At 44.7% G+C, this 13,179-nt stretch carries 11 protein-coding genes; 4 read left to right on the top strand and 7 right to left on the bottom strand.

The genetic code is table 11. The features are described from left to right. Positions 1-5 precede the first annotated feature (5 nt). Both HP548_RS11730 and HP548_RS11725 read left to right on the top strand, forming a co-directional pair. Positions 6-1,103, top strand: a complete 1,098-nt coding sequence (locus HP548_RS11730) for a spore germination protein (protein ID WP_099858523.1) — start codon at positions 6-8, stop codon at positions 1,101-1,103. After that, positions 1,100-2,302: a Ger(x)C family spore germination protein gene (locus HP548_RS11725; protein ID WP_175381713.1), complete on the top strand. Its 1,203-nt coding sequence runs from the start codon at positions 1,100-1,102 to the stop codon at positions 2,300-2,302. Before HP548_RS11730 ends, HP548_RS11725 begins: the two co-directional genes overlap by 4 nt. Before the next feature lie 56 nt (positions 2,303-2,358). On the opposite strand, the gene HP548_RS11720 is transcribed toward HP548_RS11725, so the two are convergent. The 5 genes from HP548_RS11720 to HP548_RS11700 form a co-directional block, all read right to left on the bottom strand. Continuing rightward, the gene (locus HP548_RS11720) at positions 2,359-4,761 is read right to left on the bottom strand and encodes an ABC transporter permease (protein ID WP_175381712.1); all 2,403 of its coding nucleotides are present in this window, start codon (positions 4,759-4,761) and stop codon (positions 2,359-2,361) included. 3 nt (positions 4,762-4,764) lie between these two features. Further along, entirely contained in the window at positions 4,765-5,523 is a 759-nt protein-coding gene (locus HP548_RS11715) for an ABC transporter ATP-binding protein (RefSeq protein ID WP_175381711.1), read from the bottom strand. Positions 5,524-5,643: 120 nt separating this feature from the next. Further along, entirely contained in the window at positions 5,644-7,086 is a 1,443-nt protein-coding gene (locus HP548_RS11710; RefSeq protein WP_175381710.1) for a sensor histidine kinase, read from the bottom strand. A gap of 21 nt (positions 7,087-7,107) precedes the next feature. Continuing rightward, a complete protein-coding gene (locus HP548_RS11705; RefSeq protein ID WP_175381709.1) occupies positions 7,108-7,812 on the bottom strand; it encodes a response regulator transcription factor in 705 nt (234 codons plus the stop codon). A gap of 198 nt (positions 7,813-8,010) precedes the next feature. Next, positions 8,011-8,829 (bottom strand): helix-turn-helix domain-containing protein, encoded by an 819-nt coding sequence (locus tag HP548_RS11700; protein WP_076291176.1) that lies wholly within the window; start codon positions 8,827-8,829, stop codon positions 8,011-8,013. 144 nt (positions 8,830-8,973) lie between these two features. On the opposite strand from HP548_RS11700, the gene HP548_RS11695 reads away from it, so the two are divergent. Together HP548_RS11695 and HP548_RS11690 are read left to right on the top strand one after the other, a co-directional pair. Continuing rightward, entirely contained in the window at positions 8,974-9,750 is a 777-nt protein-coding gene (locus tag HP548_RS11695) for a sugar phosphate isomerase/epimerase family protein (RefSeq protein WP_063567070.1), read from the top strand. Between the two features lie 27 nt (positions 9,751-9,777). Next, complete coding sequence (locus HP548_RS11690; RefSeq protein WP_063567071.1) at positions 9,778-10,797, top strand: Gfo/Idh/MocA family protein; 1,020 nt, start codon at positions 9,778-9,780, stop codon at positions 10,795-10,797. Positions 10,798-11,115: 318 nt separating this feature from the next. Here the strand turns inward: HP548_RS11690 and HP548_RS11685 are convergent, their stop codons facing one another. Next, positions 11,116-12,063, bottom strand: a complete 948-nt coding sequence (locus HP548_RS11685) for an aldo/keto reductase (RefSeq protein WP_076291177.1) — start codon at positions 12,061-12,063, stop codon at positions 11,116-11,118. 21 nt (positions 12,064-12,084) lie between these two features. Further along, positions 12,085-13,089 carry a Gfo/Idh/MocA family protein gene (locus HP548_RS11680; protein WP_175381708.1) on the bottom strand — a complete coding sequence of 335 codons (1,005 nt, stop codon included), beginning with the start codon at positions 13,087-13,089 and terminating at the stop codon, positions 12,085-12,087. Positions 13,090-13,179 lie beyond the last annotated feature (90 nt).

Genomic DNA, 13,179 nt, shown 5'->3' with positions numbered 1-13,179 from the left:
GAACCATGAATCGTAAACAAGACCAACTGACGACAGTTCAAGCTGCAGCCTTTATCATCAATTACATGTTGGGTGCAGGGATCCTCACACTTCCTCGCACCACGGTGACGGCTGCAGGTACGCCTGACGTATGGATTTCAATAATATTGTCCGGTCTGTTAGTTATGTTAATGGGTATAATCCTCGTAACCCTGTGCCGACGATTTCCAGGAAAGACCGTTTTCCAATTCACTGAAGAAATTACGGGGAAGTGGTTTGCTTATATCTTGGGAGTAATAATCATCGCATATTTCATTACTATCTCTGCCTTTGAAATCAGGGTGATGGCTGATGTCACCGGTTTATATTTATTGGAGGGAACACCGGCATGGGCCATTGTCATGGTGTTTATGTGGATCGGTTTTTATCTGATCTCAGGTGGTGTCAACTCCATGGCTCGCTTGTATGAGATCATTTTGCCCATTACGCTAATTCTTTTTGTGCTGGCTATTTTTTTGAGCAGCAATCTGTTTGAAATCAATAATTTGAGACCTGTGCTGGGAGAGGGGATTATGCCTGTTATTAAGGGACTTAAGCCTACAACTTTAGCGTATACAGGTTATGAGATCATGTTTGTAGTAATGGCTTTTATGAGAAATCCGGAAAAGGGAAAGAAGGCCATGGTCTGGGGAATCCTTATTCCTATGGGCATCTACTTTATCACCTTGGTGATGGTCATTGGCAGCTTATCCATTGAAGGTATGAAAACAAGAACGTGGCCAACCCTGGACTTGATGCGCAGCTTTGAAATCGAAGGTTTGGTCTTTGAACGATTTGAGTCCTTATTGCTTGTAATCTGGATTATGCAGATTTTCTCTACTTTTACCATTACCCATTATGCTGCTTCTCTCGGATGTTCGCAATTGTTTAAGAAAAAGCAGCTGTCATGGATGCTCATTTTGCTTCCCATTATTTATATCATTGCTATGCTACCAGAGAATGCGAACGACACATTTAAGCTAGGCGATGCTGTCGGATATGTTTCCATATATTTGTTTGGTGTTGTACCACTTTTGCTTCTGCTGTTGAGTATGATCCGAAAAAAAGGAGGAAAGTACAATTGAACAGTTTCAGAAGGCAATTAACCATTTTGTTAACGTTGTTGCTGCTAGTGTTTACTTCAGGGTGTTGGAGCAGTAAAGAGATCGAAGATCTAAGTGTTTATGTGGGTCTGGGGCTAGACGTGGCTGAAGAGTCGAAATTTGAAAAGAGTATTAATGCACAAGGAGGCCATTATCCCAAAAATAACAATTTTACAACTACCGTACAGATCGTTCCGCGGATTGGACCCAAACAGGCAACTCAAAAAAGTACCGGTGCTTCCGAGGGACAATCTTTTTTGAATGAAAGGTTAACTGGAGATTCTCTGTTTCAGATCTTTCGTCAGTTTGCTCTAAGAAGAGACCGTCCGCTCATTGGTCATCATTTAAAAGTCATTGTTGTTTCCCATGAGTTGACCAAAAAATATAGCTTGGAGCAGTTACTTGATTTTATTTTGCGAGATAATGATATCCGTCCCAGTTGCCTGATTTTGGTAAGCCATGGAACAGCCTACGAAGCTCTTAGTTCTTTAGAGCCGGGAGAAGTCCCAGCCTTTTATTTAAAGGGAGTGGTGGGGAATTCGTACCGTTCCAACAAGATCCTTCCTCCTGTATCTCTTGCGAAACTTGACGGGAAAATGCAATCAGGAGCAAGCTTTGTGCTGCAGAATGTCATTACAGCTGAGGGGGAACATAAATTTTCAGGGGCAGAGATCTATAAAGGAGAAACGAAAAAGTGGATTGGCTCCTTTAGCCAGATTGAGCTTGAGGGATTGTCCTGGATAACAGGGGAGGCCCAAGAAGGAGCTGTGAAATCGTACGCTCATCCTAAGGGACATACGGTAACGTATGAAATCAAGTCTACCAAGAGTAAGATTACTCCGATAATCCAAGGTAATAACATATCTTTTCATGTAAAGATTGAATCAGAGGGCCAACTCATGGAAGATTGGAGTTCTCCAGAAATCCCTTCAACAGATAAGTACATTCAGGAATTGGAGGTAAAGTTTGCTGATACAATAAAGGAACAAATACATCAAGTTATGAGCAAAATGCAGAACACCTATCGGGTGGAAGTGGCCGGATTCGGAGAGCAGTTACGGATCAAACACCCGAAGGTGTGGAAAAAGGTCAAAGAAAATTGGGATGAAACGTTTAGTCAAATTCCTGTGACATATGATGTGAAGTTGAATATTAAAGATTCCGGTTCATCGACGGATTAAAAAAATGAGGGGGAAGTCCGAATTCCCCCTCTTGGAATGCTATTCTTTTGCCCACGTTACTCAATAACCAACATACGAGGGGATGCTTCACGAATATCTCTGGATGATAACCAGGAGCCAAGAGCTGCTGCGCCAATGCTTAGGAAAGCGAACAGAATAATGCCTCCCCAATTTAAAATAAGTGGAAGATATACAATGCCATATCTAGAGAGAACCGTCTCAAGTAGCATAGGTAGTACATACACACCTACTACGGTACCCAGTACCGCTCCAATAGCGGACAAAATCGTAATTCCCAAAGCAACCGACAATCGAATACGACGAGATGTCACGCCAATGGATTTGTAGATTCCGTACGTTCTGCTTTCTTTGCGGATACTGATCCGGCAGGTACTGAAAATAATGATGAATGTAGCAAGGATAAACAATAACCCAATTAAGCTCATGGGATAGACGAGGATGTCAGCGGCTTCTGCATAGACCGAATCGAGCAGTGTTTTTTGGGTTACGACTGAAGCGGAAGCTTTGAATTGCTCATTTAATTCCCCTGCAACCACATCTGCTTGAGCTGGATGTATTAAATTGATGAAAATGGTATCGAAATCACCGTAAGACGGGTTCACCGTTCTCATGGCATCAATGGTAATCCGACCTGATACGGACATGTTGGCGATTGCTTGATAGATTCCGGTGATGATGAAAGTGCGTTTTTCTCCCTCAATGTAAAGGTCTATGAGGTCACCGAGTTCTTTATTTAATGTCTTAGCGACACTTACACCAATGGCAACTTCATTCGCTTGACGAGGATTATCTCCTTTTAGCGTCTCAAACCCAAGCTCCTGATAACTTCCGTCGAGTACACTCAGATATAGGCTGGTGGATTGGCCGTGCATTTCTGATGTAGACTCCGGACTAACTACTCCGGTAGTGTTTCCTTGCCAACCCACAGTTCTAATCCTCGAGTCTTTTCCTAATACTTGCTTCAACTCAGCCTGGGGAAATGTATTTTTGTTAACAACTACAGCTGCGATATTGGCATTGTCATAACCCCATTGGGCCGCAATCTGATAAATTCCAGTGATGCTGGTCAATAGAACATACCCTAGCACCAGTACGGAGGAAGCCATCGTAGTCAGCAGCAGCATCAAAACAGAACTTTTGGTGTTCTTGATCAAATTGCGGATTCCGATGACCACAGCTACAGGCAATTGGGCAAAACCAATCCAGTTACCTAGTGGCGAATTTATTCGGTTTGCCAAGCGAGCATGATCCGTCTCTGACATTCCATAGCGGATGGCCTGCACCGGCTGAATGCTGCGTGTTTTTTTGGCATACAGAATGACGAATAATATTACCAGTGCAAACAGGCACACACCTACTAACATGGCTTCACTAATTCCGTTAATCGCAATATGACGATTGCCTACCTGAAGGGAAGACACGGAGATATTAATGATAAATTTCGATACCACCACGCTCAGTGCGAGGCCTGGGAGAATGGCAACAACGGATAGAAAGGAGTACTGGATAACATATGTACCTATGGTTCTGCTTGAAGTGAGGCCCAGTGACTTGAGAATCCCGATAGTTTTATAGTTGTCCAGAATGGCATCCGAAATCGTAAATCCGATAGTAATAAGGGCGATTACAAGCATAACAGTACCTAGGAATATCATGATGAATCCAATAATCTGATTGATGATTAGATAGAAAGAGGAGATGCTCTCGAATTCCATCTTGGTTTCCAGGAAAGGAGTTCCCATCTCGCTCGCATAACGTTCCCAATAGCTTGAATTGGTGCTGTAATCGTTGAAATGGATACCCATCATATAATTGTCTTTACCCGCGATTGAATCGAAATCCGTTTGATAATCTGTGGGATTCATCCATACGCGTGCTGTGTTGGTGAAGGGGGCTCCATATGGCACATCGACCACAATGCCAGATACCTTCAGATCGAGTGTGCTGGAACCTGTCTTGAAGCCTATCGTATCTCCTGCCGAGATATTGTAGGCATTAGCCAATGAAGTGGGAATCCAGACCGTACCTCGCTCAGGAATAGACCTTGAAGTTCCGTTTGAAAAAATGAGTTCATCCACACCCCATGGGGGTAGAGGGGTGTTAAGCATGTAAAGATATACGTTGGGAATATCCGTACCCTTAAAGGCGATGCCTGATAGAGTGCGATAGGTCAGCAATGGAGATACTTCGATTCCTTCCTGAGCAGCCCACCATTGATGTGTTTCGTTGGGATCATTCAACCCTTTCTCAAACGTCAGAATCTGATGAGATCCATTGGTTTGATCATGCATATCTTTAAATTGATTGCCTGTGTTGGTCAGGATGATGACTGCCGTAGATACAAGGAGTGTAGAAAGAAGAATCAGCAGAGCGATAAAAAGGTTTTGGATTTTACTTCTGCTCAGGTAGGAGAGACTCAGTTTCAACATAGCAGCCATAAATTACTCCTTCCCCGACACAAAAGCAAAGACCATCGATTCCCGATCATGGATCTGATGTTCGTCATATTTCTCAAACTCCATAATGCCGCCAACCTTACCATCCCGGATGAAAATAAGCCGGTCTGCCCGACAGGCTGCCTTGATATCATGTGTAACCATGACAACGGATTGTCCTTTTCGGTTGATATCCGTCAGGATATCCAACACGGCTTTGCCATGCTCATAATTCAAGCTTCCAGTTGGTTCATCGGCAAAGAGGATATCCGGAGAGTTAATTAGAGCACGTGCAATGGCAGCCCTTTGCTGCTGTCCTCCCGAAGTTTGAGAAGGAAGTCGATTGCGCTGACCGTCAATATCCATGGCATTCATGAGTTGAGCGGTTCTTGTTTGTACTTCGTTTTTCTTAGTTCCGGCAATGTACCCCGGCAAAGCGATATTTTCTTTGATGGAAAGGTCGGGGACCAGGTTGATGCTCTGATAAATATATCCGATCCTGCGAATACGGAAGTCGGACATTTCCCGTTCACTATAGGCGTCAATACGTTGATCCCGAAAATAGACTTCGCCGGCGGTCACATGGTCAAGCCCGCTCATCAGATAGAGTAGCGTTGATTTGCCTGAGCCGGAATTGCCCATGATGACCGTGAAGTCCCCTTCATAAATATCAAGATCGACGTTGCGAATGGCATGATATTGTTCACTGCCTGTATTGTACGTTTTGCACAGATTCTGTGCACGAATGATGGTTTTTTTCGCCACGTATGATCACTCCCGATTGTAATATAGGGTTCATTCTAAAGGAGGGATATTGATAAAGCCTTATCAAATTATGAATAAAGTATTACAGGCACCATATGGCCAGACTGAGTCTCTTATTCCTCAGCAGATCGGGAGATTAAACTGAAAGATTGTCCCCTGTCCTTCTTTGCTTGAAAAGGAGATATGTCCTCCGTGCGCCTCAATAATGCTTTTGCAGATAGACAAACCTAGGCCTGTTCCTTCGTGAGCGTTTCTGTTTGACCAGGAAGTCTGGCCTTTAAAATAACGTTCAAAAACAAAAGGCATGTCCTGCGCACGTATTCCCTGACCTGAATCAGCGATTGTAACATTGAGTTGGTCACCTTTTAGCTCTACGTTTATACGAATGGCGTCTCCCGGAGCAGTATGCTTAAGAGCGTTTGAGACGAGATTGGATATGACTTGTTCAATTCGAACAGGGTCCATTTGGATTAATACATTTGGAATGTTTTTGGGTGCTTCATAGATCATTCCACTGGTTAGAACAACATGTCCGATCGGTTTTAACATAAGCTCAAAGGCGGGGCTGCTATATACTTCATACGGCTCCACAGAAATCTGCCCCAGCTCCTGCAATGCATGAACAAGCAGGTCCTCGACAAGACGGGCTGTTTTGTCCGTATTGGTCTGCATGACTTTCATATACTCCATCAGAGTTTCTTTATCGGAGTATATTCCTTCCAGAATAGCTTCTATGTAGGCTTTAACTGTTGTAATCGGTGTTTTGATATCATGAGAAATATTGGTAATGAGTTCTTTTTGCGCAGTTTCCTGCCGGATACGAAGTTCGCTTAAATGCATAATTTCTGTACGCATCAGATCAAACATGGCGTATAGTTCGCTCATCTCATCCATGCGGTTATACTGTATCGGTTCACTATATTTCCCTTTGAGAATGGATTCAGCATGTTGCTTCAACTGATGAATGGGGGAGAGCAGCTGTGTCTTAAATTTTCTCTTCATCAACACCAGATAAATGCCAAGAACCATAGAGGTGATCAAAAGCGTACCCAAAATAAAGAAAGGGAATATCACCGTTTCTTTCACCGTAACCATGGACTTAGGAATCGTGAAGAGAGCATTGCCAATCTGGCTTCCTTCGGGACCATCCATAACAGGAAAAGCGATGTTAAGCGAATCGTTTCCGTTCGTGGCCTGTACGGCATGATTTAGATCATAATGCAGGGCTGATCGCAGATTGACTTGTTTTCCTTCGGAGGTGGGAGAAGAGGACAGCAATATAGTCCCATCTAATCCAACATAGGAAAGCTCAACCCCAATTTCCTTGACGATGGAAAGAAGATGTTCTCGTACTCTTGTTTCCTGCAGGAGATGAATGTTCTGCTCCAGGTTGAGCAGGATGGGGTTAACCCGGAGACGAACTTGCTGGATCGACAATGTAGACTCAGTCGAATTTCTGGTTTCAAGCAGATTAAGAAATAAAACCAGACTGCATCCGACCAGAATAATCAGGAGGATGAATGTTGTTTTGAGCCATCGTGCGGACCATGTGTTTAGTGACAAGTTGCCTCCTCCAATCTTTGCCTATTCATGATTGAATTTGTATCCGACGCCCCAGACGGTCTTTAGAACAGCAGGATGGGAAGGGTCTGCCTCAATTTTTTCTCTTAGTCTGCGAATATACACGGTCACCGTATTTTCATCTCCGTATGCAGCATATCCCCAGATCGCATCCAGCAATTGAGACTTGGAGAAGACCTGGTTTTTATTGCTCGCCAGATAATGCAGCAGCTCAAATTCCTTGGCGGAAAGAGAAACCTCGTTACCGTCTAGGCTAACTTTATAGGCTTTCTTGTCAATTTCCAGGTTAGCCAAACGTAGCAGATCTGTTCTGTCCCGCTCGCTCGCTAAAGTTAAACTGTCATATCGTCTAAAGTGCGCATTAATTCGTGCGAGTAATTCGCTCAGGGAGAAGGGTTTGGTCATATAGTCATCCGCCCCGAATCCCAGGCCGAGTACCTTGTCGGTATCACTGCCTCGTGCACTCAATATGAGAATGGGAATGTTGTTTCTCCGCCGAATTTCCCGGCATACATCGATCCCGTCCATATCCGGAAGCATGATGTCCAGAATAATATAATCCGGCTGCAACATGTCCATCATCTGCAACCCGTCTTGTCCATTGCTGGCCACTGCGGCTTCATACTGATTTTTGGTCAAATAGTCTCGCAAAATGCGCGAAATATCATGTTCGTCTTCAATAATTAAGATTTTACGTTTAGTTTCCATTGAAATCTCTCCAAATAGTAGAGTGGTAGAGTATAAGACTAACCTATGTATGAATCTGTAAGAATACTATATTTTAACTATACAGGTTTGTTTTCGTGAAGTCATGGGAACTAGTAGAGGTTTTTTTGAAAGAAAGCAGCCGATTGAAAATCAGCTGCTTTCATCATGAAGAAAGAAGAGGATCGAGCACAACTACACTTATAAATGCTCTAAATCGATGGATTGATGAGCCTGGGATTTGAGATATTCGGCCGGGGACATTCCAAAATGGGATCGGAACACTCTGTGGAAATAAGAATAGCTTGCAAAACCACATGTTTCGGCAATATGCTCCAAGGTCATATCACTGTACTTCATACGCTCCAAGGCAGCGTTCAGTCGAATTTCAATCGCATACTGGATCATCGTTTGGCCATAGTGCTCCTTGAACAATCGCACCGCACGAGACAGGCTTAGTCCTGCGTAGCGGGCGGCTTCTTCGAGTTTGAATGTGACAGTAGCATGCTCTTCAATGAATCGTTTCAGCTTCAGTGTTGAGGAAACAGAACGATCCGTCTGGATATTCTCCTTGATGGCCCGATCGATATACAGACACAAACCGCGCAGCAGTGCATCACTCAGTTCTATATTTTCCTCCAGCGGTCCACGGCGTTTCTCCAGGAGCATACTGCGCCAGAGACTGACCAATTTATCATCCAGCCCAATGTGGCTCACCGTGGATCGATGGTGACGCTTCCACCAACTATCAATCCATTCCCCTTCACAGAACAAATAATAGTCTCCGCTGGATAACCTGCCCTCCTTATGAGGTTCTTCTACCACGAGGTGATAATCGTCTCCGGGTTTAAGCAGTAGTAAATCGCCGCCAGTCATCTTAAATTCTTCATCCTGCACATATACCTTGCAAGAGCCTTCGGTTTGCAGACGGAACAGATAAGTCTGCAACTCGCCCTTCATATTATGGTTAAACGCCTTATAGTGATAGGAATAGTCACAGATCAGTACTGAGGTTTCCAAAAGATGTAATCCTCCAAATTTAAAAATTTGATCAGATAGTTCATGTTCTGACGATATTGTATATGTTCATTCTAGCCTGTTTTGCGTTAGGATGATACCAGATAGAGCAATGAAAGCAAATTTGAGAGCAGAGGTGCATCTATTATGAAAAAACTTAATATTGGTTTGCAATTGTTTACACTCCGTGATGAAACTGCAGCAGATTTCCGTGGAACTTTGCGCAAGGTAGCAGAGCTTGGTTATGAAGGTGTCGAATTCGCCGGATATGGTGACATTCCTGCCGAAGAAATGAAAGCGCTATTGGATGAACTTGGACTGAAAGGTTTCAGCAGCCACGTTTCATTACATGCTATGCGTGAAGATCTGCAACAACAAATCGACTACCTCAAAACTATTGGGGCTCAATATATGATCTGCCCTTACCTGATGCCTGAAGATCGTCCAGAGAATGCAGAAGGCTGGACCAAACTGTTCAACGAATTGCAACAATATGGTGCAGAAGCGACTAAACAAGGTCTGATCTTCGGTTATCATAACCATGATTTCGAATTCCACGGTCAGGTTGGCGACGAAAATGCCTTTGATGCAATGTTTGTACAAACGACACCTGAAGCAGTTCAAGTGGAAATGGACGTATGTTGGGTACAATTTGCTGGACAAAATCCGATTGAGTATATCAACAAATATGCAGGTCGTCTGCCGTTGCTTCACTTAAAAGACTTCAGTAAAGACGAACAGGGCCAAATGAAGACATTGGAACTGGGACAAGGTTCCGTTAATCTGCCAGCTGTTATTGAAGCAGCTACGAGTGCAGGTGTAGAATGGCTGATCGTGGAACAGGACGTTTGCCAGAATCCACCGCTTGAAAGCGTAGCCAACAGTCATAACTGGCTGAAGCAGAATTACTTGAACCAATTCTAATTTATTTGTCAAAGGAGACATTTGTACATGAGTAAAATTAAAGTTGCTGTATTCGGCTGTGGAGCCATTGCCGAGCGCAGACATATTCCAGAGTACGCTGCCAATGAGAACGTAGAACTTGTCGCTTTTGCCGATCCGATCGTGGAGCGTGCGGAGAAGATGGCCGAAACTTACGGCGGTAAAGCTTACTCTAGCTACGAAGAATTGCTTGCAAGCGAAGAAGTGGATGCAGTCAGCGTTTGTACGCCGAACTACCTGCATGCCTCTATGGCCATTGCTGCTGCGAATGCCGGTAAACATGTACTGGTGGAAAAACCGATGGCGGTTACTACCGAAGAAGGCGAGCAAATGATTGAAGCTGCCAAGAAAAACGGTGTGTATCTGATGGTTGGACACAACCAGCGCTTGATGCCTCCACACGTGAAAGCCAAAGAAATTCTGGACTCCGGCAAACTGGGTAAAGTCCTGAATTTCCGTACTTCCTTTGGTCATCCGGGTCCGGAAGGCTGGAGCGTAGACGGTGCAGAAAGCTGGTTCTTCCGTAAAGAAGAAGCGATTATGGGTGCCATGGGTGACCTGGGCGTGCACAAATCGGACTTTATCCGTTATTTGCTGGATGATGAAGTATCCGAAGTTGCTGGTTTCATCAGCACACTGCACAAGGAAAACACCAAAGTGGACGATAACGCAACATGCCTTCTTCGCATGAAGAGCGGTGCAATTGGTACGCTGGTAGCGAGCTGGACACAATACAGAGCAGGAGATAACAGTACGGTTCTGTGGTGTGAAAATGGTGTGATGAAGATCGGAACGGTAGATGGTGACGAGGTTATCGTTGAGCTGACTAACGGCACGGTTGAAACATACAAAGTTGGCGCAATGTCTACCAACGAGAAACAAGTACCAAGCGGCGTTATTGATGCTTTTGTAGAATCGATTGTAACGCAAACACCTCCAAGCATTTCCGGTGAAGAAGGTTTGCGTTCTCTGCAAGTGATTCTGGCAGCATTTGAATCTGAGAAGACTGGTCAGATCGTGAAGCTGTAATCGTAAGGATATCATTATCATTACTTTAATTAGTGTGACTATCTCATATTAAAAAGGGGCTTACCTCCAGAGAAATATTTCTGGCGGGTAGTCTCTTTTTATTACTTTTTTCATGACAATCAGCTATACGTATAGAGGACAGCGGAACCCGGTGTTTGGCGATATGCGGGGCATAACGAGCAACGATTCGTTGTTTTACAGATAGTTACTATGTTTGAACCGTTAACTGGCATTTCAAAAAGGACTGACCACTCCGCTACATCGCGGAAGAGTCAGTCCCTTAATCTTTACACTTAATTCAAAGCGTATATTTCTGTATTAGATACTAGGCTTCACATCACTGCCGAGATCCAGCCATGCTAATTCTTCAGGAGATAGGGTGATACGTGATCCTTCGTCACAGGAGAGCAATTCTGCCTGATTCTGGGCACCTATCAACGCACAGGTTGGAAACGGCTGATTCAATACATAAGCGAGAGCAATCTGGATGGGGGAAGTCTTTTTCGACTCGGCCAATTGTTCAGCACGGTGCAAACGTTCCCAGTTACCGTCACTGTAAAACACACGAACCAGATCTTCATTGTCCCGAACTTCAGGTGTGAATCGTCCGGTAAAGAAGCCACGAGCCTGGGATGACCAGGACAGCAAAGGAAGCTTAGTGCGTTCATGCCATGCCAGTGTTTCTTCGTCTGCCGATACACAGCCGGCCCAGAACGGTTCGTTCGCTTTGGCGAGACTGAGATTTGGACTGCTGAATGTAAAACCTTTCAGACCGTTAGCAGCAGCATATGCGTTAGCTTCCTCCAGCCGCTGCCAGGTCCAGTTGGAGGCGCCGATTGCGCCGATTTTGCCGGATTCAATATGTTCATTCAACGCTTCGAGAATCGCGCCAACAGGGATGTTTGGATCATCCCGATGCAGGGCATAGAGCTCCACATGTTCCGTTTGAAGCCGCTCCAGACTGGTAAGAAGGTCACTGCGGATAGCATCAGCATTAACACGTGGGCCGTTCTGGTCATGATGCGCACCTTTGGTCAAAATAACGATCTCGTTACGGTTACCCCGTTCCTGCATATAACGTCCGAGCACTTCTTCACTTTGCCCGCCACAATAAATATGCGCGGAGTCAACGGTATTACCGCCAATCGCCAGGAATGCATCCATGTTCGTAGCTGCTTTTTCATAGGAATCATGGTAAAAATAATCGGTTCCTTTAATCAATCGGGAGATCGGTTTTCCTGCACCAGCAATTTCAATGTATTCCATAATTCAGTTCATCCTCTCTTCTTATAGTGTAATGCGTGTACGTTCTTCCGCTGAACGAAGGCAAGCTTCGAGTACTTTCATATTGGCTATAGCATCGGATGGATCGAAGCGCAGAGCTTTACCTTGAAGCACAGCTCGTGCCATATCGTCGCCCTGGAGGGAGTAGTGATTGACCTGTGGGACTTCAATCTCCTTACGCTCACCGTCAACAGTTACGAAGAAGTTGGAGCTGCGATCCCGATTGCTGATAAAGGCAGAAGGAACCTCAATGATGCCATCTGTTCCAAGTACCTCCAGTGTGTTGCGGAAGGCTGCCCACATGCTGCTGTCAAAGGTGACGCCAATATGATTGTCGAACTCAAGCAAGCCGGAAGCCATCATATCCACATGATCATGTTCAGGGGAGAACATGCCGATGACGGTTGCCGCCGAAGGCTCTTGGCCAAGTATCAAGCGTGCTGCACTGATGGAATAACAGCCGATATCATACAGCGCGCCGCCGCCCCAATCACGCCGAAAGCGAACATTACCTGTTGAGCCTGAACTATTGAACGAAAATGTACTATGAATGCCGCGGATCTCACCAATTTCTCCGCTGGCGATAATATCTTTAATCTGATCATAACGTGGATGATGCCGGTACATGAGAGCTTCAGCGAGATGCACACCAGCGTCTTCGCAGGCTTGCACCATTTCCTGAGCTTCCTGCTCCGTCAGTGCCAGTGGTTTCTCACACAAAATATGTTTACCAGCTTCTGCGGCACGGAGTGTCCACTCCCGGTGCAGATGGTTCGGAAGCGGGATGTAGACCGCATCAATGGAATCGTCAGCAAGCAAAGCTTCATAGCTGCCATAAGCTTGAGGAATGCCGAGTTTCTCAGCAGTTTGTTTTGCTTTTTCTTCATCTCGACTAGCAATGGCAGTCACTTCATTCAACTCGGATTGCTGCAAACCTGGAATAACGGATCCTACGGCAATGCTAGCGCTACCAAGAATTCCCCAGCGCAGTTTTCGATCTGAATTCATTTGTTGTTTCCTCCTATGAATGAATGTATATTGTGATTATAAATAATAGATGGATGAATGAAAATGATAATATATTGAAATGAGTTAACA

The organism is Paenibacillus taichungensis, assembly GCF_013359905.1.
GTDB lineage: Bacteria > Bacillota > Bacilli > Paenibacillales > Paenibacillaceae > Paenibacillus > Paenibacillus taichungensis.
This window is presented reverse-complemented; position numbering and strand designations above follow the sequence as displayed.

Bases quoted from the DNA above. Each gene is read 5' to 3' on its own strand.
- HP548_RS11730 (WP_099858523.1), top strand. From the start codon at position 6: ATGAATCGTAAACAAGACCAACTGACGACAGTTCAAGCTGCAGCCTTT.
- HP548_RS11720 (WP_175381712.1), bottom strand. From the start codon at position 4,761: ATGGCTGCTATGTTGAAACTGAGTCTCTCCTACCTGAGCAGAAGTAAA.
- HP548_RS11705 (WP_175381709.1), bottom strand. From the start codon at position 7,812: ATGGAAACTAAACGTAAAATCTTAATTATTGAAGACGAACATGATATT.
- HP548_RS11695 (WP_063567070.1), top strand. From the start codon at position 8,974: ATGAAAAAACTTAATATTGGTTTGCAATTGTTTACACTCCGTGATGAA.
- HP548_RS11690 (WP_063567071.1), top strand. From the start codon at position 9,778: ATGAGTAAAATTAAAGTTGCTGTATTCGGCTGTGGAGCCATTGCCGAG.
- HP548_RS11685 (WP_076291177.1), bottom strand. From the start codon at position 12,063: ATGGAATACATTGAAATTGCTGGTGCAGGAAAACCGATCTCCCGATTG.
- HP548_RS11680 (WP_175381708.1), bottom strand. From the start codon at position 13,089: ATGAATTCAGATCGAAAACTGCGCTGGGGAATTCTTGGTAGCGCTAGC.